Annotated in this window: 20 protein-coding genes; 17 read left to right on the top strand and 3 right to left on the bottom strand. The window is 69.8% G+C overall.

What is annotated here, in order from left to right; all coding sequences use genetic code 11:
* Nucleotides 1-22 precede the first annotated feature (22 nt).
* The 3 genes from PV762_RS09930 to PV762_RS09920 all read left to right on the top strand — a co-directional run bounded on the left by PV762_RS09930 (nucleotide 23) and on the right by PV762_RS09920 (nucleotide 1,736).
* Nucleotides 23-754, top strand: a complete 732-nt coding sequence (locus tag PV762_RS09930) for a CerR family C-terminal domain-containing protein (RefSeq protein WP_421034875.1) — start codon at nucleotides 23-25, stop codon at nucleotides 752-754.
* A 68-nt stretch (nucleotides 755-822) separates the two neighbouring features.
* Nucleotides 823-1,290 (top strand): BPSL0067 family protein, encoded by a 468-nt coding sequence (locus PV762_RS09925; RefSeq protein WP_421034874.1) that lies wholly within the window; start codon nucleotides 823-825, stop codon nucleotides 1,288-1,290.
* Complete coding sequence (locus tag PV762_RS09920; protein WP_421034873.1) at nucleotides 1,287-1,736, top strand: STY0301 family protein; 450 nt, start codon at nucleotides 1,287-1,289, stop codon at nucleotides 1,734-1,736. The genes PV762_RS09925 and PV762_RS09920 overlap by 4 nt, the downstream gene beginning before the upstream one ends.
* Nucleotides 1,737-1,809: 73 nt before the next feature.
* Here the strand turns inward: PV762_RS09920 and PV762_RS09915 are convergent, their stop codons facing one another.
* Complete coding sequence (locus tag PV762_RS09915) at nucleotides 1,810-2,208, bottom strand: response regulator (RefSeq protein ID WP_421034872.1); 399 nt, start codon at nucleotides 2,206-2,208, stop codon at nucleotides 1,810-1,812.
* 151 nt (nucleotides 2,209-2,359) lie between these two features.
* Nucleotides 2,360-3,451, bottom strand: coding sequence for a redox-regulated ATPase YchF (gene ychF / locus PV762_RS09910; protein ID WP_421034871.1), 1,092 nt, complete (start codon nucleotides 3,449-3,451; stop codon nucleotides 2,360-2,362).
* Nucleotides 3,452-3,635: 184 nt separating this feature from the next.
* Here ychF and PV762_RS09905 point away from each other — a divergent pair, with 184 nt between their 5' ends.
* The 7 genes from PV762_RS09905 (at nucleotide 3,636) to PV762_RS09875 (ending at nucleotide 10,581) form a co-directional block, all read left to right on the top strand.
* Nucleotides 3,636-4,745, top strand: coding sequence for an FAD-dependent monooxygenase (locus tag PV762_RS09905; protein WP_421034870.1), 1,110 nt, complete (start codon nucleotides 3,636-3,638; stop codon nucleotides 4,743-4,745).
* 41 nt (nucleotides 4,746-4,786) lie between these two features.
* The gene (locus tag PV762_RS09900; protein ID WP_421034869.1) at nucleotides 4,787-5,596 is read left to right on the top strand and encodes a DsbC family protein; all 810 of its coding nucleotides are present in this window, start codon (nucleotides 4,787-4,789) and stop codon (nucleotides 5,594-5,596) included.
* Between the two features lie 5 nt (nucleotides 5,597-5,601).
* Entirely contained in the window at nucleotides 5,602-6,072 is a 471-nt protein-coding gene (locus PV762_RS09895; protein ID WP_421034868.1) for a DUF3429 domain-containing protein, read from the top strand.
* A 122-nt stretch (nucleotides 6,073-6,194) separates the two neighbouring features.
* Nucleotides 6,195-7,961 (top strand): M61 family metallopeptidase, encoded by a 1,767-nt coding sequence (locus PV762_RS09890; RefSeq protein ID WP_421034867.1) that lies wholly within the window; start codon nucleotides 6,195-6,197, stop codon nucleotides 7,959-7,961.
* On the top strand, nucleotides 7,946-9,214 hold the full coding sequence (locus PV762_RS09885) for a DUF3108 domain-containing protein (protein ID WP_421034866.1): 1,269 nt from the start codon (nucleotides 7,946-7,948) through the stop codon (nucleotides 9,212-9,214). Before PV762_RS09890 ends, PV762_RS09885 begins: the two co-directional genes overlap by 16 nt.
* A gap of 101 nt (nucleotides 9,215-9,315) precedes the next feature.
* Nucleotides 9,316-10,104, top strand: a complete 789-nt coding sequence (locus PV762_RS09880) for an enoyl-CoA hydratase (RefSeq protein ID WP_421034973.1) — start codon at nucleotides 9,316-9,318, stop codon at nucleotides 10,102-10,104.
* A 192-nt stretch (nucleotides 10,105-10,296) separates the two neighbouring features.
* Entirely contained in the window at nucleotides 10,297-10,581 is a 285-nt protein-coding gene (locus PV762_RS09875) for a DUF4148 domain-containing protein (RefSeq protein ID WP_421034865.1), read from the top strand.
* Nucleotides 10,582-10,827: 246 nt separating this feature from the next.
* Here the strand turns inward: PV762_RS09875 and lysS are convergent, their stop codons facing one another.
* The gene (gene lysS / locus PV762_RS09870) at nucleotides 10,828-12,369 is read right to left on the bottom strand and encodes a lysine--tRNA ligase (RefSeq protein WP_421034864.1); all 1,542 of its coding nucleotides are present in this window, start codon (nucleotides 12,367-12,369) and stop codon (nucleotides 10,828-10,830) included.
* Nucleotides 12,370-12,422: 53 nt separating this feature from the next.
* Between lysS and PV762_RS09865 the strand changes: the two genes are divergently transcribed.
* The 7 genes from PV762_RS09865 to PV762_RS09835 are packed head-to-tail and all read left to right on the top strand — an operon-like array spanning nucleotide 12,423 to nucleotide 19,509.
* Entirely contained in the window at nucleotides 12,423-13,487 is a 1,065-nt protein-coding gene (locus PV762_RS09865; protein WP_421034863.1) for a Gfo/Idh/MocA family protein, read from the top strand.
* Between the two features lies 1 nt (nucleotide 13,488).
* Nucleotides 13,489-14,085, top strand: coding sequence for an acyltransferase (locus PV762_RS09860; RefSeq protein ID WP_421034862.1), 597 nt, complete (start codon nucleotides 13,489-13,491; stop codon nucleotides 14,083-14,085).
* On the top strand, nucleotides 14,082-15,185 hold the full coding sequence (locus PV762_RS09855; protein ID WP_421034861.1) for a DegT/DnrJ/EryC1/StrS family aminotransferase: 1,104 nt from the start codon (nucleotides 14,082-14,084) through the stop codon (nucleotides 15,183-15,185). Before PV762_RS09860 ends, PV762_RS09855 begins: the two co-directional genes overlap by 4 nt.
* Before the next feature lie 7 nt (nucleotides 15,186-15,192).
* On the top strand, nucleotides 15,193-15,753 hold the full coding sequence (locus tag PV762_RS09850) for an acyltransferase (RefSeq protein ID WP_421034860.1): 561 nt from the start codon (nucleotides 15,193-15,195) through the stop codon (nucleotides 15,751-15,753).
* Nucleotides 15,750-17,063: a DegT/DnrJ/EryC1/StrS family aminotransferase gene (locus PV762_RS09845; protein WP_421034859.1), complete on the top strand. Its 1,314-nt coding sequence runs from the start codon at nucleotides 15,750-15,752 to the stop codon at nucleotides 17,061-17,063. Before PV762_RS09850 ends, PV762_RS09845 begins: the two co-directional genes overlap by 4 nt.
* Nucleotides 17,060-18,364, top strand: a complete 1,305-nt coding sequence (locus tag PV762_RS09840) for a lipopolysaccharide biosynthesis protein (RefSeq protein WP_421034858.1) — start codon at nucleotides 17,060-17,062, stop codon at nucleotides 18,362-18,364. The genes PV762_RS09845 and PV762_RS09840 overlap by 4 nt, the downstream gene beginning before the upstream one ends.
* A complete protein-coding gene (locus tag PV762_RS09835; RefSeq protein ID WP_421034857.1) occupies nucleotides 18,361-19,509 on the top strand; it encodes a glycosyltransferase family 4 protein in 1,149 nt (382 codons plus the stop codon). Before PV762_RS09840 ends, PV762_RS09835 begins: the two co-directional genes overlap by 4 nt.
* Nucleotides 19,510-19,513 lie beyond the last annotated feature (4 nt).

The following is a 19,513-nucleotide window of genomic DNA, read 5'->3' as shown; positions in this document are numbered from 1 at the left end:
TTGACTTCAATCAGCTTTACACATGACCGAACGCCCCGTCAGAGCCCCCCGACACCGCGCCGACGCTGCCTATGCACGCGGCGAGGAGACGCGCCGCCGCATCATCGACGTGGCACTGCGGCTGTTCAGCGAGCGCGGCTTCGAAGGTGCGTCGACGCGCGAGATCGCGAAGGCGGCCGGCGTGAATGCGCCGGCGCTGCAGTACTACTTCGACAACAAGGAAGGCGTTTACCGGGCCTGCGCGCAGTACATCGCGGACAGCCTGACCGCGCATTTCGATCCAGTGGTGACGCGAACGCAGGCGGTGCTCGACGACCCCGCAGCCACGGGGGAGCAGCTCTTCGAGGCCTTCGGAGACATGCTGGATGCGCTGACCGACTTCCAGTTGCTGCCGGACGACGCCGAGCATCGCCGGTTGTTCATCGCTCACGAGCAGATCGGTCACGCGCCCGGTGTGCTGTTCGAGTTGTTCGACCAGGGACAACGTCCGAAGATGGGTGAGCTGTCGGCGCGCGTGCTGGCGCGCTACTGCGGCATGACGGAGAAGGATCCGCTGCTGGCGATGCGCGTGATGATGCTGTGCGGGCAGATCATGGTGTTCTCGCTCGGACGGCGGACCATGCTCACCAAGCTCGGCTGGGAGCGCTTCGGCCCGGAGGAGGTCGCGACGATCAAGCGCGCCTCGCGCGAGCACAGCCGGGTGCTGATGGACAGCTGGCGTCGCGAGTCCCTGACGCATGCCCCTGGCAGGTGACGAAGGTCAGTAGGGACTCGGCGACCGGATCCCTAGACTCCGCCGCTGTCGTCATCTCCGGGACTTCCATGACTTCCGCCGCCATTGCCACCCGCAACTACTTCGAACACCTCGGCGTCGTGCCGGACATTTCGCGCCAGGTCGGCCAGCCGCCGGTGCTGCGCGCCGACGGCGCGATCCAGTGCGCGGAGCTGGTGAAGGCCTTGGCCGGCGCGCCGCGCACGCAGCCGGACAACTGGAAGAAGGGCACGTCGCTGACCCCCGCTTTCGTGAGCTCGCTGCAGCCGGGCACGCCGATCGCGAGCGGCTGGAACGCCGGCGGCTTCTATCCGAACGGCTCGACGGGCCAGCATTCCGGTTTCTTCTCCGGCGTGGTCAAGGACAAGAGCGGCGTGGTGATCGGCTTCAAGATCGTCGAGCAGTACCGCGGCGTGGACGCGATCAAGGAACGTGAGGTCTACTTCGACCCCACGGCCCACAAGAAGGCCAACACCTATTTCTACCGCGGTCTCGACTACGCAACGATCCAATGGTGACCCTCTTTCTTCGGGCCGCGCTGCCCGCCTCGATGATCCTGGCCTGTGCGTCGGCGTTGGCCGCGCCGGAGCCCTTCTCCTGCCCCACGGAACTCGGCGCGACCGAGCAACGGGCCGCCGCCGCGCCGTCCGGCTGGGAAGCCGCCGTGGAAGGCGCCGGTCCGACGCGACACGCGCTCACGGGGTTCCAGATCAACCTGGGACCGGTGAGCAAGTCCGACGGCGCGATCTACGACGACCTCAAGGAGAAGAAGGACCCGAAGGGCGGCGTCACCGAGACGGCGACCTGGAAGGTCGGCGCGCTGGAAGACGCGTATGCGGTGTGCAGCTACCACCGCACGGCGGTCGTGCTGGTCCGTCCGCTGAAGGGCTACGCGGAATGCCGGCTGGTGAATCAGCGCACCAAGGACACAGCGTTCCGGCTGAAGGAAGCGGGCTGCCGCTGAGCGTGCCGACGTGCCCATGCAAAACGCCCGCGGAAGCGGGCGTTTTGCATCGCGGGGAGGCAGTGCGAGGCGATCAGCTCAGCTTGATCCTCGCCGCCTCGAAGTTCTTCGGCGCGGTGGCGAGCACGGTCAGCGCCTGGATGAGGCGCTCCAGGTCCAGCAGCTTGTCGTAGAAGCCGTCGATGCCGGCGTCCACGCACTGCGGACCGTACTCGCTCTCGTCCGCGGTCGTCAGGAGGTAGGAGGTGCCGTTGAAGCCGCCGGCGCGCAGCCGCTGCAGCGCCGTGAAACCGGACCCCGTGCGCAGTTCGACGTCCGCCAGCACCACGTCGGGCGCGCAGAGCGAGGCGGTGACCACCGCCTGCTCCTCGCTGCCGGCCTGACCCACCACCATCGCGCCGGGGACGACGCGCAGGCGTTCGGACAGGTACTTGCGGAAGGTGTCGGAGGCGTCGACGAGGAGGATCTTCATGATGGTGCTCAGCCAGGAAGTGGCCACACCATTCTGAGCCTCCACCCTGTCCCGGGGGAGCAGGGAAGGGCGCAACTTCCTGTCGGGATTTGCCTGACAAAAACGACAACGCCCGCGTGAGCGGGCGTTTGGCGGGTCGGGGAAGGGCCGGTCAGACGTTGAACAGGAAGTTCAGCACATCCCCGTCCTTGACGACGTAGTCCTTGCCTTCCGCGCGCATCTTGCCGGCGTCCTTCGCGGCCTGTTCACCCTTGAACTGGATGAAGTCGTCGAAGGCGATCGTCTGCGCCCGGATGAAGCCGCGCTCGAAGTCGGTGTGGATCACGCCGGCCGCCTGCGGCGCCGTGTCGCCGACGTGGATGGTCCACGCGCGCACTTCCTTCACGCCCGCCGTGAAGTAGGTCTGCAGTCCGAGCAGCTTGAAGCCGGCGCGGATCAGGCGGTTCAGACCCGGCTCGTCCTGGCCCATCTCGGCCAGGAACATCGCGCGGTCCTCGTCTTCCATCTCGGACAGCTCCGCCTCGGTCTTGGCGCAGATCGCCACCACCGGCGCGTTCTGGCCCGCCGCGTATTCCTTCAGCCGGTCCAGGAAAGGGTTGTTCTCGAAACCGTCTTCCGACACGTTGCCCACGAACATCGCCGGCTTGGCCGTGATCAGGCACAGCGGCTTCAGGATGACCAGTTCTTCCTTGCTGAAGTCGATGGAGCGCACCGGTTTGGCCTGGTCCAGCGCGACCTGGCACTTCTCCAGCACCTTCACCAACGCCGCCGCCTCCTTGTCGCCCGCACGCGCCACCTTGTTGTAGCGGTGCAGGCTCTTCTCCACGGTGCCGAGGTCGGCCAGGCACAACTCGGTCTGGATCACCTCGATGTCGGAGATCGGGTCCACCTTGCCGTTGACGTGGATCACGTTCGGGTCTTCAAAGCAGCGCACGACGTTCACGATCGCGTCGGTCTCGCGGATGTGCGACAGGAACTGGTTGCCCAGGCCCTCGCCCTTGGACGCCCCCGCCACCAGGCCCGCGATGTCCACGAACTCGACGATCGCCGGCACGATGCGCTCGGGCTTGACGATCTCCGCCAGCTTCCCCAGGCGCGGATCGGGCAGCTCGACGATGCCCACGTTGGGCTCGATGGTGCAGAAGGGATAGTTCTCGGCGGCGATGCCGGCCTTCGTCAGCGCGTTGAAGAGGGTGGACTTGCCGACGTTGGGCAGGCCCACGATGCCGCATTTGAGGCTCATGGTTGGCTTTCGGGGGAGACTGGGGGAAATGCTGGGGGAATGCTGGGGCGGTTCGGGCCTGCGGCAGCGCGCGGGCGAAACCGGCATTTTAGTCAGGCGGCGCCGCCACCGCCGATCCCGCCTTTGATCCCGCCTGGAAGTCCGCCCGGGACCCGTGCACCGCCCCTGCCTACAATCGCCGTCCATGGAAAAGTTCGACGTCCTGGTGCGCGGCAACGGCTGCGTCGGTCGCAGCCTGGCGCTGGCGCTCGGCGCGCGCGGCCTGCGCGTGGCCCTGCTGGCCCGGCCGACCACCCCTTCGGCCTCGGCCGACGTGCGCGCCTACGCGCTCAACGCGGCCTCCGTCGCGCTGCTGACCCGGCTGCGCGTGTGGGAAGGCCTGGCCGAGGATGCCCGCACCCCGGTGCACGACATGCGCATCCACGGCGACCGCGCCGGCGCGGAGCTGCACTTCAGCGCCTGGCAGCAGGGCGCCGGCGAGCTCGCCCACATCGTCGACGCGGCCGCGCTGGAGGACCAGCTCGACGCCGCGCTGCGCTTCGCGCCGCACGTGCAGCGCGTGACCGAACCGGTCCCCGCCACGCTGCAGGCCCTGTGCGAAGGCCGCGATACCGGCGCCGCGCAGGAATTCGGCGTCCACTACGAACGCCACGACTACGGCCACATGGGCGTGGCCACCCGGCTGACCGCGAGCAAGCCGCACCAGGGGCAGGCCTGGCAGTGGTTCCGTTCTCCGGACGTGCTGGCGCTGCTGCCTTTCGACCGCCCCGAGCCCGGCCACAGCTACGGTCTGGTCTGGTCGCTGCCCAAGGACGAGGCCCGCCGCCTGATGGCCGCCGGCCCGGCCGAATTCGAATCCGCGCTGCTCGAAGCCACCGGCGGCGCCGCCGGCACCTTGAAGCTGGCTGGCGAGCGTCAGGCCTGGCCGCTGCAGCTGTGCCGCGCCGATGCGCTGTGCGGCCCCGGCTGGGTGCTGCTCGGCGACGCCGCGCATCTCGTCCATCCGCTGGCCGGGCAGGGCCTGAACCTGGGCCTGGCCGACGTCGAGGCGCTGGTGGACGTGATCGTCCGACGCGAATCCTGGCGCAGCCTCGGCGACGAGAAACTGCTGCGCCGCTACGCCCGCGCCCGCATCGCCCCGACCTGGGCGATGGGCGAGTTGACCGACGGCCTGCTGCGTGGCTTCGCCAGCCAGGCGCCGGTGCTGGCGCGCCTGCGCAACGAGGGCCTGCGCCTGGTCGACCGCGCGGGCCCCCTCAAGAAATGGCTCACCGCGCGCGCGCTCGGCCATTGAACGGCTTCGCCCGTTCATCCTGAAGTTCCCTGAAAGTTCCCATGACCGCCTTGCTGTCCAAGTCCTTCTCCCGTGCTTCCCGCGTCTGCGGCGTCTCGCGCCTGTCGCGCAAGACCGTGGCCCTCGTCGCTTCCCTGGCCGCGCTCGGCCTGTACGGCTGCTCGGCCCAGGCCAACGAGGACACCATCCGCAAGAACCTCGCCACGGTGATGCCCAAGGAGATCAAGATCGATGAGATCCGCCCCAGCCCCATCGCCGGGCTGTGGGAAGTCCGCATCGGCAGCGAGATCCGCTACACCGACGCCAGCGGCCAGTACCTCATCGAGGGCGAGATCCTCGACCTGAAGAACCGCAAGAACGTCACCCAGGAGCGCGTCGAGAAGATCACCGCGATCGACTTCGCCTCGCTGCCGCTCAAGGACGCGATCGTCTGGAAGAAGGGCGACGGCAAGCGCCGCATCGCCGTCTTCGCCGATCCGAACTGCGGCTACTGCAAGCGCTTCGAGAAGTCGCTGCAGGAAGTCGACAACATCACCGTCTACACCTTCGTGGTCCCGATCCTCGGCGGCGATTCGCCGGAGAAGTCGCGCACGATGTGGTGCGCCAAGGACAACACCGTCGCCTGGCGCAACTGGATGATCGACGGCACGATGGCGCCCCCGGCCGACGCGAAGTGCGACAGCTCCGCCATCCAGCGCAACCTGGCCCTGAGCCAGAAGATCCGCGTCAACGGCACGCCGGCCATCCTGTTCGAGAACGGCACGCGCGCCCCGGGCGCGCTCAGCCCGCAGCAGCTCGAACAACGCTTCCAGGCGATCCAGGAAGCGGACAAGAACCAGAAGAAGTCCTGATCCCGATGAGCGACCGCACGCCCCACCATCCCGCGCCGGTGCACGCCGCCTCGGCCTCCGTCAACCCGATCGCCGCGCGACTGGGTTATGCGGGCCTGATCCCGTTTGTGCTGGGCGCGCTGCTGGTCTGGCTGGTGCGGGAGGACGCCCATCCCTACGTCACCGACGGCCTGTCGCGTTACGCGGCCATCGTGATCACCTTCCTGGGCGCGATCCACTGGGGCCTGGGCATGCGCCAGAGCGTCCCGTCGCCGTCGCCCTTCATCTGGGGCGTCGTGCCGGCGCTGCTGGCCTGGATCGCCTCGACGATGCCGCCCTATGCCGGCCTGGTGATCGAGGGCTTCCTGCTGATCGCCTGCTACGTCGCCGACCGCAAGCTGTACCCGTCGCTGGGCGCGTCGGCCTGGCTGACGCTGCGCTTCCGGCTCAGCGCCGTGGCGGCGCTCAGCTGCTTCATCGCCGCCCAGGGCACCTGAAGGCCCCGAACCCGCACAGGCGTCGATCCGGGCGAACCCTGGTCCGGCGCCCTGAACGGGAACCGCCCAAAAACGCGCGCCCCGTGCACCACGCGCGGGCCAGCCTTGGTAGGCTGTTCCTCATGACTGCTCGCCCCACGATCCATTACCGCATCGCCGTCGCCGACCCGCACGCGCACCGCTTCGAGGTCACGCTGACCGTGCCGGCGCCCGAGCCGCGCCAGGCCCTGAGCCTGCCCGTCTGGATCCCCGGCAGCTACCTGGTGCGGGAGTTCTCCCGCCACCTCGGCGCCGTGACGGCGCGCCAGGGGCAGCGCGAGGTGCTGGTCACGCAGACGGCGAAGAACCGCTGGGAGTTCGACTGCGCCGGCCGCGGCGCGCTGGTGGTCAGCTATCCGGTCTACGCCTTCGACACATCGGTGCGCGCCGCCTTCCTGGACGCGCAGCGCGGCTTCTTCAACGCGACCGGCCTGTGCCTGCGCGCGCACGGCAAGGACGACCTGCCGCATCGCGTCGAGCTGACCGGCCTGCCCGAAGGCTGGGACGTCGCCACGGCGATGCCGCCGGTCGAGGACGCGCCGCTGCAGTTCGAGGCGGCCGATTACGACGAACTCGCCGACCATCCCTTCGAGCTGGGCCCGTTCTGGCGCGGCGAATTCGTGGCCGGCGGCGTGCCGCATGAACTCGTCGTGTCGGGCGCGCTGCCGATCTTCGACGGCGAACGCCTGCTGCGCGACACGCAGAAGATCTGCGAGACGCAGATCGCCTTCTGGCACTGCGGCAAGAGCAAGCCGCCGATGTCGCGCTACGTGTTCCTGCTCAACTGCACCGACGACGGTTACGGCGGCCTGGAGCACCGTGCGAGCACGGCGCTGATCGCGGCGCGGCGCGACCTGCCGCGCCTGGGCCAGTCCGAGACCGGCGACGGCTACGTCAAGCTGCTCGGCCTGATCAGCCACGAGTATTTCCACACCTGGAACGTCAAGCGGCTGCGGCCGGACGTGTTCGAGCGCTACGACTACGAGCAGGAGAACTACACCGAGCTGCTGTGGTTCTTCGAGGGCTTCACCTCGTACTACGACGACCTTTTCCTGGTCCGCGCCGGCCTGATCGACGAGGCCCGCTACCTGAAGCTGATCGCCGCCACCTTCACGCAGGTGCTGGGCGCGCCGGGGCGCAAGCACCAGAGCGTGGCGCGCTCCAGCCTCGAGGCCTGGACCAAGTACTACCGGCAGGACGAGAACACGCCGAACGCGGTCGTCAGCTACTACGCGAAAGGGGCGATGGTGGCGCTGGCGCTGGACCTGTCGCTGCGCGGCGCGGAAAAGTGCGAGAAGCCGATGTCGGTGGACGACCTGATGCGCGGCCTGTGGAAGGACACCGGCGGCGGTCCCGTCAGCGAGGCGACCATCCTGCAGAAGCTGGTCGACATCGGCGGCGAGGCGATCGCGCAGACGCTGTCGACCTGGGTGCACGGGACCGAGGACCTGCCGCTGCCGCAGCTGCTGGAACGCGTGGGCGTGCGCTGGTGCCTGGACAAGCCGACGCTGGCGCAGCGCCTCGGGCTGCGGGTGACGGAGAGCGACGGCATCGTGACGGTCAAGAACGTGCTGCTGGAGAGCGCCGCGCTGGCGGCCGGACTGAGCGCGGGCGACGAGATCGTCGCCTGCAACGGCTGGCGGGTGCGCAAGCTCGAAGACCTGCCGCTGACGCTGAACCACGTCGATCCGCAACGGCTCGAACTGCTGGTGACGCGTGACCAGCGGATGCTGAACCTGGCCCTGACGCTGCCGACGCAGGACAGCGCGGCGCGGCCGGTCTGCCTGGGCCTGCTCGACAAGGCGCCCGCGCGCGCGCAAAGCCTGCGGCGCGCATGGCTGGGTGGCTGAGACGTCGACTCGCCCTGGAGATCCGGCAGATCCAGGACGCCGGACGGGTGGTCGGCCCCTGGCTGTCCGCGGCCGTCGCCGGCATCGCGACGGGTACCGCACGTCTCGTCGATCCGCGACGTTGGCGCGTGGCGGCGGGCAACATCCGCCGGCATCACATCGCGCTCGCGGTGCTGACGACGACGGTGATCGCCGCCCACCTCTGGCTGTTGAGCGGCGCCCGCGATCTGCACGAGCAGTGGATGCCGGACATCCCGGAGCCGGAACGGCTGCAGGCCGCGTTCGTCCGGGAACTGGCGCCGGCGCCACCGCCGCCGCCCGCAACCACGCCGCCCAAGGACGAGCCGGCGGGCACGCCTCAGCGTCGCATCGAATCGATGCCGGCGCTCGGCGAAGGGCCGCTGCCGCTGCCGCCCGATCCCGCCGCGAGCGAACCGCCGCCTGAGCTTCAGGCGCTGGCGATGCCGCCGGCGCTGGCGGTCTCCGACGCGGTCGGCACCTGGATGCCGGGCATCGAATGGCCGTTGTCGACGGAACTCGAGTACAAGCTCACCGGCGATTTCCGCGGGGCCATCTACGGCGACGCCCGCGTCCAATGGCTGAGGGACGGCGCGCATTACCAGGTCCATCTCGAGGCGTGGATCGGTCCGAAGATCGCGCCGCTGATGTCGCGCCGGATGAGCAGCGACGGCGAGATCACGCCGATGGGACTGGCGCCCAGGCGCTTCGACGAAGTGACGGGCGGGCTCGCGGGCGGGAGCCGCCGGTCGACCATCCTCTTCGACGTCGGGGGCGCTCGCCTGGCCAACGGGCGCCGCGAGCCGATTCCCGACGGCACGCAGGACGCGGCCAGCCAGTTCGTGCAGTTCACGTGGCTGTTCCTCACCGGTCGTCAGGCTTCGCAAGGCGGGCAACTGATCCAGCAGCCGCTGGCGCTGCCGCGCAACGTGCACCTGTGGCGCTACCAGGTGACGGGGTTGGAGGAGGTCGCGACGCCGCTGGGGCCGATCACGGCCTGGCACATCGACTCGGACATGACCGACACCCGCGGGGACATGCAGGCGGAGTTCTGGCTGGCGCCGTCGCTGCAGTACCTGCCGGTGCGGGTAAGGATCTGGCAGAACCGGCCGGCGGATCCGCGCACGCACATCGACCTGGTGCTGAAAGCGCCGCCGAAGCAGGCGCAGGCGCCGGCCGCATCGACAGCGGCATCGGGCGCGGCGAGCGCGCCGGCCGCCACCGCGAGCCCCTGAGCGAGCGTGCCGGGGACGCGGACATCGTCCGGCGCCGGCGCCTCTATAGTTGCCGCCATTCCAGTACGAGGAGACATCCCATGATTGCAGCCCTGACCGGCGTGACGTTCGAGAACATCCTGGTGGAGGTGGCTGGGAGCGGCGACCGCAAGACCGGGGTGATCCGGCTGAACCGGCCCAAGCAGTTGAACGCGCTGAGCGACCCGCTGATGGACGAGCTGGGCCGCGCGCTGCTGGCCTTCGACGCGGACGACGGTATCGGGTGCATCGTGCTGACCGGCAGCGAGCGCGCCTTCGCGGCGGGTGCGGACATTCCCACGATGGCGCCGCACACCTTCCTGTCGGCGTTCAAGAGCGGGCTGATCTCGAAGAACTGGGAAACCATCCTGCAGGTGCGCAAGCCGGTGATCGGCGCGGTGGCAGGTTTTGCGCTGGGCGGCGGTTGCGAGCTGGCGATGATGTGCGACTTCATCATCGCGGCGGACACGGCGCGCTTCGGCCAGCCGGAGATCAAGCTGGGCATCATCCCCGGCGCTGGCGGCACGCAGCGCCTGCCGCGGGCGGTGAGCAAGAGCAAGGCGATGGACATGCTGCTGACGGCTCGCATGATGGACGCGGCCGAGGCGGAGCGCGCCGGTCTGGTGTCGCGCGTGGTGGCCGCGGAGCAGCTGATGGCGGAGGCGCTGACGGCGGCGGAGACGATCAACGGCTTCAGCGGCCCGTCGACGATGCTGATCAAGGAACTGGTCAACCTGGCCTATCAGGGTCCGCTGACCGACGGCGTCGCGATCGAGCGCCGCTACTTCCATGCGCTGTTCGGCACCGACGACCAGCGCGAAGGCATGGAAGCCTTCCTGGCGAAGCGGGCACCAGCGTTCAAGCACAGCTGAAATCGCAAGGATTGAAACAATCCTTGATCCTAACCGCTGTACGCTAACTGTGCGCTGAGGGGATTGTTGACGATCGGTGAACGGATCTTTCCAGTTTGCCTAGTGTTTCCCCTAGGCGGCGGCGCCTAAAGTCCACCCCATGGACGACGCGGAGTGCGGAGTCCGGTGCAACGAACCGCCAAGGAGCCCGCCATGAACACCCTGATCAAGACCACCCTGATCGCCGCCGCCTTCCTGACCACCAGCGCCACCTTCGCCGCCGAACCGGCCCAGAAGACCCGCGCCGAAGTGATCGCCGAACTGCAAGCCGCCCGCGATTCCGGCGAGATCGCCTCGCTGAGCGCCGAGCAAGCCGGCGTCGGCTCGCTGGAAAACGGCATCAGCGCGCCGACCTCGGCCCAGATCGCCGCCAAGAAGACCGCCGTCAAGACCGCCGCCAAGAAGGGCGCGACGACGGAAGGCAACTCGGCCAAGTGAGGCCGGGGCTCCCCCCCCAAGACATTGCCGGACGCACCGGCCGGCCTGGGGGCAGCAAGGAAAAAGGACACCCTCAGGTGTCCTTTTTTTCGTTCGTGAGGCCAGGCGCGGGCACTCCACGCAGCAGGGGGCATCCCTCCGGGAACCCCCAGCAGCATTCCGGCCCCACCCGCAGCCGCTGACTGCACGTTGAAGAGGGTCAGCTGGTGTGCGGCTGGTGCGTCTGGTGCGTCTGGTGCGGCGGGATCAGGATTCCCGGCGCAGCGCGGGGAAGAGGATCACGTCGCGGATCGACGGGCTGTCGGTGATCAGCATCATCAGGCGGTCGATGCCGATGCCGCAGCCGCCCGTCGGAGGCATGCCGTACTCCAACGCCCGGATGAAGTCGGCGTCGAAGAACATCGCCTCCTCGTCGCCCGCATCCTTGTTGGCCACCTGCGACTGGAAACGCGCCGCCTGATCCTCGGCATCGTTCAGTTCGGAGAAGCCGTTGGCGTACTCGCGGCCGGTGATGAAGAGCTCGAAACGCTCGGTGATGGTGGGATCCGCATCCGACGCCCGCGCCAGCGGCGAGACCTCGACCGGGTAGTCGACGATGAAGGTCGGCTCCCAGAGCTTTTCCTCGACCGCCGCCTCGAACAGGCCGAACTGCAGCGCCGACAGACCCCAGTGCTTGGGCGCCTCTTCACCCAGCTCCTTGAGCTTGGCGCGCAGCACGTCGGCGTCGTCAGCCTCGGCTTCGGTCACGCCCGCGTGCACGATCAGCGACTGGCGCACCGACAGGCGCGTGAAGGGCTTTTCCAGATCGACCGGCTTGCCCGCGTAGGTGACCTGGGCGCTGCCGGTGGCGGCGCGCGCGGCGTGGCGGATCACTTCCTCGGTGAAGCTCATGACCTCCTGGTGGGTCCAGAAGGCCGCGTAGAACTCCATCATCGTGAACTCGGGGTTGTGCCGGACACTGATCCCCTCGTTGCGGAAGTTGCGGTTGATCTCGAAGACCCGCTCGAAACCGCCCACCACCAGGCGCTTCAGGTAGAGCTCCGGCGCGATGCGCAGGTACATCTCCTGGTCCAGCGCGTTGTGGTGCGTGATGAAGGGCTTGGCGTTCGCGCCGCCCGGGATCGGGTGCAGCATCGGCGTCTCGACTTCCAGGAAGCCGTTCTCGACCATGTAGGAGCGGATCGAGGACACAGCCTTGGAACGCGCCACGAAGCGGTCGCGCGCCTTGCCGTCGGAAATCAGGTCGGCGTAGCGCTGGCGGTACTTCTGTTCCTGGTCCGCCATGCCGTGGAACTTGTCCGGCAACGGACGCAGCGACTTGGTCAGCAGGCGCAGGGTCGTGACCTTGACGGACAGCTCGCCGGTGCGGGTGCGGAAGAGCGTGCCCTCGGCGCCGAGGATGTCGCCCAGGTCGAAGTGCTTGAAGTCGTTGTAGACCTCTTCACCCAGCGCATCCCTGGACAGGAAGAGCTGGATCGCGCCGGTGGCGTCCTGCAGCGTGGCGAAGCTGGCCTTGCCCATGATGCGCTTGAGCATCATGCGGCCGGCCACCGTCACGGCGACCGCCTGCGGCTCGAGCTCCTCGTTGGAAAGCTCGCCGTACTGGGCCTGCAGCGGCTGCGCGCGGTGCTGCGGTTTGAAGTCGTTGGGGAAGGCCGCGACCCCCTTGGCCTTGGCTTTTTCGCGGACGGCGGCGAGTTTCTCGCGGCGTTCTGCGATCAGCTTGTTCTCGTCTTGGGCGGGCGCCGGCGTGTCGTTGCCGGTCTGGGGGTCTTGGGGCTGGCTCATCGTGGGCTGCAAAAAAGGCAGGGCGCGATTTTAGGCTCTTAAAATCGCGCCCCATGCCTCAGTTCCCCATCCTGGACCGCCCGGTCCGCGTCGCCCTGGTCGGTTGCGGCCGGATTTCGAAGAATCACGTCGACGCGCTGACCCGGCACCAGGGCCGCGCGGAGCTGGTCGCCGTCTGCGATACCCGCCCCGAGGCCGTGACCGCCGCGCTGGCCCAGACCGGCCTGCCCGCGGACCGCGGCTTCGCCTCGCTGGACGCGCTGCTCGCAGGCTCCGACGCCGACCTGATCGTGCTGTCCACGCCCAGCGGCCTGCACGCGCAGCAGGCGATCGCCTGCGCCCAGGCCGGCCGCCACGTGCTCAGCGAAAAGCCGATGGCGACGAAGTTCGAGGAGGGCCAGGCCATGGTCCGCGCCTGCCGCGACGCGGGCGTGAAGCTCTTCGTCGTCAAGCAGAACCGCTTGAACGCGACCGTGCAGCTGGTCAAGCAGGCGCTGGACGAAGGCCGCTTCGGCCGCATCTTCATGAGCACGGTCAACGTGTTCTGGACCCGCCCGCAGAGCTATTACGACGCCGCCCGCTGGCGCGGCCGCTGGGACATGGACGGCGGCGCCTTCATGAACCAGGCCAGCCACTACGTCGACCTGCTGGACTGGCTGGTGGGGCCGGTGGACAACGTCCACGCCTATACCGCCACGCTGGACCGCGACATCGAGGCCGAGGACACCGGCGTGCTGGCCCTGCGCCTGCGCCACGGCGGCCTGGCCAGCATCAACGTGACGATGCTGACCTACCCGCAGAACCTGGAAGGCTCGATCACCATCCTGGGCGAGAAGGGCACGGTCAAGATCGGCGGCACCGCCGTGAACAAGATCGAGCACTGGACCTTCGACACGCCGCACCCCGACGACGAGCGGGTGAAGAACGCCAGCTACGAGACCACCAGCGTCTACGGCTTCGGCCACGCCGCTTACTACGACAACGTCATCCAGACGCTGCGCGGCGAGGCGCAGGCGCAGGTGGACGGCTACGAGGGCCTGCGCTCGCTGGAACTGCTGGTGGCCTGCTACCGCAGCGCGCGCGACGGCCAGCGCGTCGGCCTGCCGCTGGTGTTCTGAGATGGCGTTCTGGCAGCACGCCTCGGCCGTCGTCGACGACGGCGCCCAGCTCGGCGAGGGCACCAAGGTCTGGCACTTCAGCCACGTGTGCGCCGGCGCGCGTGTCGGCGAGGGCTGCTCGCTGGGGCAGGGCGTCTACGTCGGCAACGACGTGACCATCGGCCGCAACGTGAAGATCCAGAACAACGTGTCGGTCTACGACGCGGTGACGCTGGAGGACGACGTCTTCTGCGGCCCGTCGATGGTGTTCACCAACGTCTACAACCCGCGCTCGGCGGTGCCGCGCAAGAGCGAGTACCGCCGCACGCTGGTGAAGCGCGGCGCGACGCTGGGCGCGAACTGCACCGTGGTCTGCGGCGCGACGATCGGCGAATACGCGTTCGTCGGCGCCGGTGCCGTGGTGAAGGGCGATGTGGCGCCTTACGCGTTGATGGTCGGCGTGCCGGCGCGCCAGATCGGCTGGATGAGCCGCCACGGCGAGAAGCTCGATCTGCCGGTCGACGGCCGCGGCCGCGCGGGCTGCCCGGCGAGCGGCGACCTCTACGAACTCGACGGCCGGACGCTGACGCTGGTCACTCCCCAGGATTCCCAGACATGAGCCTTCCCTTCATCGACCTCAAGGCGCAGTACGCCGCGCTGAAGACGACGATCGACGCGCGCATCCAGCGCGTGCTGGACCACGGGCAGTACATCATGGGCCCGGAGGTCAAGGAGCTGGAGACCGCGCTGGCCGCCTACGTCGGCACGAAGCACTGCATCACCGTGGCCAGCGGCACCGAGGCGCTGCTGATCGCGCTGATGGCGCTGGACCTGCAGCCCGGCGACGAGGTCATCACGACGCCGTTCACCTTCGCCGCGACGGTCGAGACCATCGTGCTGCTGGGCGGCGTGCCGGTGCTGGTCGACATCGAGCCCGACAGCTGCAACCTGGACGCGACGCTGATCGAGGCCGCCATCACGCCGCGCACGAAGGCGATCATGCCGGTGAGCCTGTACGGCCAGGTCTGCGACATGGACGCGATCAATGCGATCGCGGCGAAGCACGGGAACATCCCGGTGATCGAGGACGCCGCGCAGAGCTTCGGCGCCTCCTACAAGGGGAAGAAGAGCGGCGGCCTGTCGACCTGGGGCGCGACCAGCTTCTTCCCGAGCAAGCCGCTGGGCTGCTACGGCGACGGCGGCGCGCTGTTCACCGACGACGACGCGCTGGCGCAGGCCGCGCGCGAGATCCGCGTCCACGGCCAGAGCCAGCGCTACACGCACACCCGCGTGGGCGTCGGCGGCCGCATGGACACGCTGCAGTGCGCGGTGGTGCTGGGCAAGCTGGAGCGCTTCGACTGGGAGATCGCGCAGCGGCTGGCGATCGGCGAACGTTATCAGCGCCTGATCGCGGACCTGCCGCTGCAGCGCCTGGCGGTGCGAGAGGACCGCGACTGCGTCTGGGCGCAGTTCACCGTGCAGGTGGACCGCCGCGACGCGGTCCTCGAGGCGCTGAAGCGGGCCGGCATTCCGACGGCGGTCCACTATCCGAAACCGCTGCACCGGCAGCCCGCCTATGAGCAGCGCTGCCGCGTCGCGACGCCGCTGCCCAACGCCGAGGCCGCCGCGCAACGCGTCATGAGCCTGCCGATGAGCCCCGACCTGAGCGAGGCACAGCAGGACCAGGTCGTCGCCGCGCTGCGCGTCGCGCTGAGCTGACCCCCCGATGCTGATCGGCTACACGCTGGATGCGGTGCGCGCCCGGATGCGCGCGCGGGTCGCGGCGTGGCTGGGGCTGGCAGTGGGCGTCCGCGCGCAGATCCATCCCGGCGCGCGCGTGCGCTGCGGCGCGGGCAGCGCGATCGGCGCGGGATCCATCCTGTACCGCGACGTCCAGGTCCTCGCGACAGGCGCGGGCCGCTTCACCATAGGCGCGCGCAGCCACGTCGCGCCGGGCGGCTACCTGCTGGTCGGCGACCAGTGCCTGTCCATCGGCGACGACGTCGCGATCGGCCCCGGCCTGATGCTGTTCTGCGAATCCAACGCGGTGACGGGCACCGGCCTGTTCCGCGACCACTACCGACGCGCCGAGATCCGCATCGGCAGCAACGTGTTCATCGGCGCCCGCGTGACGGTGCTGCCGGGCAGCGTCATCGACGACGACGTCGTCGTCGCCGCGCACGCGGTGGTGCGCGGCCACCTGCCCGGCGGCTGGGTCTACGGCGGCGTGCCGGCGCGGCCGCTCCACCGGATCGACGGGGCCCGGCCGCCGTCGATCGCCCCGTGAAGGGCCACGTCGCCGGCGCGCTGCGCTGGCGCGACCTGCCCGGCGCGCTCCTGCACTGGCTCCGTCGCGGGCCGGGCAGCGCCGAGGACTTCCGCGCCGCCTTCGCCCGCAGCCTGGGCCTGGATCCGGCCCAGGCGGGCGAGGTCCACCTCTTCGGCACCGGCCGCGCGGCGTTGCACGCCTTCACCGCGTCGCTGGACCTGCCGATCGGGTCCGAGGTCCTGTTGCCGGGTTACACCTGCGTCGTCGTGCCCAACGTGTTCATGCACCTGGGGCTCGCGGTGCGCTATGTCGACATCGCGCGGGACGACTTCAATCCCACGCCGCACGCGATCTCCGACGCCATCAGCGCGGAGACGCGGCTCGTCGTCGTGCCGCACAACTTCGGCCTCGTCACCGAGGGCCTGGACGCGCTGCGCGCCAAACACCCCGACGTCGTCTTCATCGAGGACGCCGCCCACGCCTGGGGCAGCACCGACGCGATCGGCCGCATGGTCGGCACGCTGGGGCATGCGGCGTTCTTCAGCTTCGAATATTCCAAGCCGCTGACCACGGGCATCGGCGGCGCGCTGGTGATCCACCACCCGGCGTCGCGCGAGCGTTTCGCGGCGCACATGACGACGCAGGAGCCGGCGAACAAGCCGACGGAGGTGGCGGCACACGGGGGGGCGCATCGGGCCGCGCTGCGCTCACCGTCGACGTCGACGGTGTTCAAGCAGTTGTTGACGCTGTGCTGGCACCGTCTGACGATGAGCCTGCCGCGCCCCGCGCTGCAGATGCTGACCGCGCTGCTGCGGGCGCCGTCCCGGATGCTGGGCGTCGTGGCGAAGACGCCCGACAGCGAGGTCGCCGGCGAGACGGAGCCCGACTACCGCGCCGGCCTGCATCCGTTGAGCGCCGCGATCGGCCTGATGCAGGCGCGGCGCTTCGACGAGGTCCACGCGCTGCGGCGCGCGCAGGCGTCCGACTACGACGCGCTGCTGACGAGCCTGCCGGGCTGGGAGTGGCCCGTGCGCGCGCCCGGTGCCGTGCTGCTGCGCTACCCGCTGCTGCTGCCCGACGCCGCGACGCGCGACGCGGCCATCGCGGCGCTGGAGGACGCCGGCATCGTCGGCGGCACCTGGTTCGACGACGTCGTCCACCCGCGCGGCAGCCGCCGTTTCGGCTACAGCGACGGCGATTGCCCGAACGGCGAGCGCGCCGCGCGGACCGTGCTCAACCTGCCGCTGGGACGGCATGCGCGGCTGAGCCCCTCGCAACGCGCCGCCGTGCGCGCGATCGCGGAACGCCACGGCGGCCGGACGCCATGACCGTCCGCCGCCGCTTCGCGCAACTGGCCGGCGCGTCCATGCTCACGCAGGCGATCCCGATGCTGATCGCGCCGCTGCTGACGCGCTGGTACGGCGCGGAGGCGCTCGGCCACTGGGCGCTGTTTGTCGCGCTCGCGGCGAACCTCGCGACGATCGCCAATGCGCGTTACGAATTCGCCATCGTCCTGCCGCGCCGCGACGGCGAGGCGGCGCTGGTGCTGCAACTGGCGCTGTGGATCGCGCTCGGCGTCGGGGCGGTCACCGCGCTCGGCGCCACCGCCTGGCACGTGCTGATGGCGCAGCACGCGAAGCTGGGCGGACGCTGGGTCTCGCTCGACCAGCTGGACCCGTGGCTGCTGATGCTCGCGCCGGTCGTGGCGCTCGCCGGCATGCAGCAGGGCTTGAGCCTGTGGAACAACCGCCAGGGCCGCATCGACGTCATCGCCCAGGCCCGCGTGCTGCAGCAGGGCGTGATGGCGGCGGCGCAGACCGTGGCCGCGTTGGGCGGGTTCGCGGGCGTCGCCGCGCTCGTGCTGTCCCAGAGCCTGGCCGCGCTGCTCGCGCCGCTGTGGCTGCTGCGGCGCGGCGCGCGCTGGCGCCGCGCCACACGGCTGGACCGCGCCGGCAAGACCTGGCACTGGCGCCACCTTCGACGGCTGGCCTGGCGCTACCGCCAGTTCCCCTTGCTCAACAGTCCGCACGCCTTCGTCAACGCGGCGCAGGAGACGCTGGTGCTGGCGATGATCGCCGCCTGGGCCGACGCCGCGACGGCCGGTTATTACGCGCTGATGGTGCGCCTCGTGAAGGCGCCGGCGACGCTGGTCGGCGGCGCGCTGTCCGAGGCGCTGCTCGGCGAACTCGCCCGCGACTGGCAGCGCGGCGTCGATCTCCGCCCGCGCCTGCTGCGCGGCATCAAGCTGCTGGCGATGGTCGCGCTGCCTTGCATGGTCGTGCTGATGGCCGTCGGTCCGGCGTTGTTCGGCTGGCTGCTCGGCGCGGACTGGGCCCGCGCCGGCGAATATGGACGCTGGCTCGCCCCTTACGTGGCGGCGCACTTCATCGCGGCGCCGCTGACGGTCACGCCCATGGTCACCGGACGCCAGCGCGGCGCGCTGGCCTTCAGCCTGGCCGGCAATGCGCTGTACGTGCTGCCGGTGGCGCTGGTGCTGAGTACCGGCGGCTCGCTGACGACGGCGCTGGGCGCCATCGCCGTGCTGCTGCCGATCTATTTCGCGATCTATCTGGCGTGGCTGGTGCGCGGCTCGGCGCCGCGACCCGCCCGGCACGGAGTTCCCGCATGAGACTGGTCCTGATCGGTGACGGCGACAGCCCCCACCTCCTGAAATGGGCGCGCGCGCTGTCGCAGCAGCGCGACCTCGAACTGTGGGCGGCGTCCACGCGCGGCTTCGCGCCGGAGTTCCAGTTCCTGATCCCGGAGGATCGCCGCCTCGCGCTGGACACCGATCCGGTGCATGCGGGTGGCAACATCTCGGTGCTGCGGCAGTTGCCCGCGCTGGGCGCCTGGCTGAAACGGGTCGACGCCGACTGGCTGCACGCGCATTACCTGACCTCGCACGGCACGCTGGCCTGGGCCGCGCGACGCGGCTGGAAACTGCGCGCGAAGATCGCCGGCTCCGCCTGGGGCAGCGACATCCTGGTCGCGCCCGACCAGGGCTGGGCGTACCGCTGGTTGACGACGAAGGTGCTGAAGGCCTGCGCGATCACGACCTCCGACTCGGAGCACATGAGCGCCCGCATGCGCGAGCTCGGCGCGTCCGAGGTGATGACCTTCCCGTTCGGGCTGGAGCAGCTGCCCAAGCAGAACGTGCGCAAGCAGCCCTGGCTGTTCTACGCCAACCGCGGGCTGGAGCCGATCTACCGGCCGCATCGCGTGATCGAAGTCTTCGCCGCGATCGCGGCGAAGCAGCCCGAGGCGCGTCTGGTCGTCGCGAACGACGGCTCGCTGCGGGGCGCGATGGAAGCGCAGGTGGCGTCGCTCGGCCTGGCGGATCGTGTCGAGTTCGTCGGGCGCCTGGACGCCACCTCGCAGGGCCGTCGCTACGCGCCGGCGCGCTGGTTCCTGAGCCTGCCGCAGAGCGACTCGGTGTCGGTCTCCGTGCTGGAGGCGATGGCCCACGAGTGCCTGCCCATCCTGTCGGACCTGCCCGCCAACGACGAGGTGCTGGGCACCGGCGGCACGGGCAGCATCGACGCGGCGATGCATCCCAACGTCAGGCTGCTGGGCCGTCACGGCCTGATCCTGAAGGACGGCGACGACCTGGCGACGCTGGCCGACCGGCTGCAGCTGATGGTCGGCCAGAGCGACGTCGCGGGCCACTCGGTCGACGCCGACCGCCTCGGCGCCGCCAACCGCGCCTGGGTCGCCGAGCACGCGATGTTCGGTCCCGCCGTCAAGACTTTCATCGAGCGCCTGAAGCGCCTCTGAGCCT

Source organism: Mitsuaria sp. CC2 (assembly GCF_048957715.1).
Lineage (GTDB): Bacteria > Pseudomonadota > Gammaproteobacteria > Burkholderiales > Burkholderiaceae_C > Roseateles.
Note: the sequence above shows the minus strand (reverse complement) of the source record. Positions and strands in the feature narration are given on the sequence as shown.

Bases quoted from the DNA above. Each gene is read 5' to 3' on its own strand.
- PV762_RS09930 (WP_421034875.1), top strand. From the start codon at position 23: ATGACCGAACGCCCCGTCAGAGCCCCCCGACACCGCGCCGACGCTGCC.
- PV762_RS09925 (WP_421034874.1), top strand. From the start codon at position 823: ATGACTTCCGCCGCCATTGCCACCCGCAACTACTTCGAACACCTCGGC.
- PV762_RS09915 (WP_421034872.1), bottom strand. From the start codon at position 2,208: ATGAAGATCCTCCTCGTCGACGCCTCCGACACCTTCCGCAAGTACCTG.
- ychF (WP_421034871.1), bottom strand. From the start codon at position 3,451: ATGAGCCTCAAATGCGGCATCGTGGGCCTGCCCAACGTCGGCAAGTCC.
- PV762_RS09905 (WP_421034870.1), top strand. From the start codon at position 3,636: ATGGAAAAGTTCGACGTCCTGGTGCGCGGCAACGGCTGCGTCGGTCGC.
- PV762_RS09900 (WP_421034869.1), top strand. From the start codon at position 4,787: ATGACCGCCTTGCTGTCCAAGTCCTTCTCCCGTGCTTCCCGCGTCTGC.
- PV762_RS09895 (WP_421034868.1), top strand. From the start codon at position 5,602: ATGAGCGACCGCACGCCCCACCATCCCGCGCCGGTGCACGCCGCCTCG.
- PV762_RS09890 (WP_421034867.1), top strand. From the start codon at position 6,195: ATGACTGCTCGCCCCACGATCCATTACCGCATCGCCGTCGCCGACCCG.
- PV762_RS09885 (WP_421034866.1), top strand. From the start codon at position 7,946: ATGGCTGGGTGGCTGAGACGTCGACTCGCCCTGGAGATCCGGCAGATC.
- PV762_RS09875 (WP_421034865.1), top strand. From the start codon at position 10,297: ATGAACACCCTGATCAAGACCACCCTGATCGCCGCCGCCTTCCTGACC.
- lysS (WP_421034864.1), bottom strand. From the start codon at position 12,369: ATGAGCCAGCCCCAAGACCCCCAGACCGGCAACGACACGCCGGCGCCC.
- PV762_RS09865 (WP_421034863.1), top strand. From the start codon at position 12,423: ATGCCTCAGTTCCCCATCCTGGACCGCCCGGTCCGCGTCGCCCTGGTC.
- PV762_RS09860 (WP_421034862.1), top strand. From the start codon at position 13,489: ATGGCGTTCTGGCAGCACGCCTCGGCCGTCGTCGACGACGGCGCCCAG.
- PV762_RS09855 (WP_421034861.1), top strand. From the start codon at position 14,082: ATGAGCCTTCCCTTCATCGACCTCAAGGCGCAGTACGCCGCGCTGAAG.
- PV762_RS09850 (WP_421034860.1), top strand. From the start codon at position 15,193: ATGCTGATCGGCTACACGCTGGATGCGGTGCGCGCCCGGATGCGCGCG.
- PV762_RS09840 (WP_421034858.1), top strand. From the start codon at position 17,060: ATGACCGTCCGCCGCCGCTTCGCGCAACTGGCCGGCGCGTCCATGCTC.
- PV762_RS09835 (WP_421034857.1), top strand. From the start codon at position 18,361: ATGAGACTGGTCCTGATCGGTGACGGCGACAGCCCCCACCTCCTGAAA.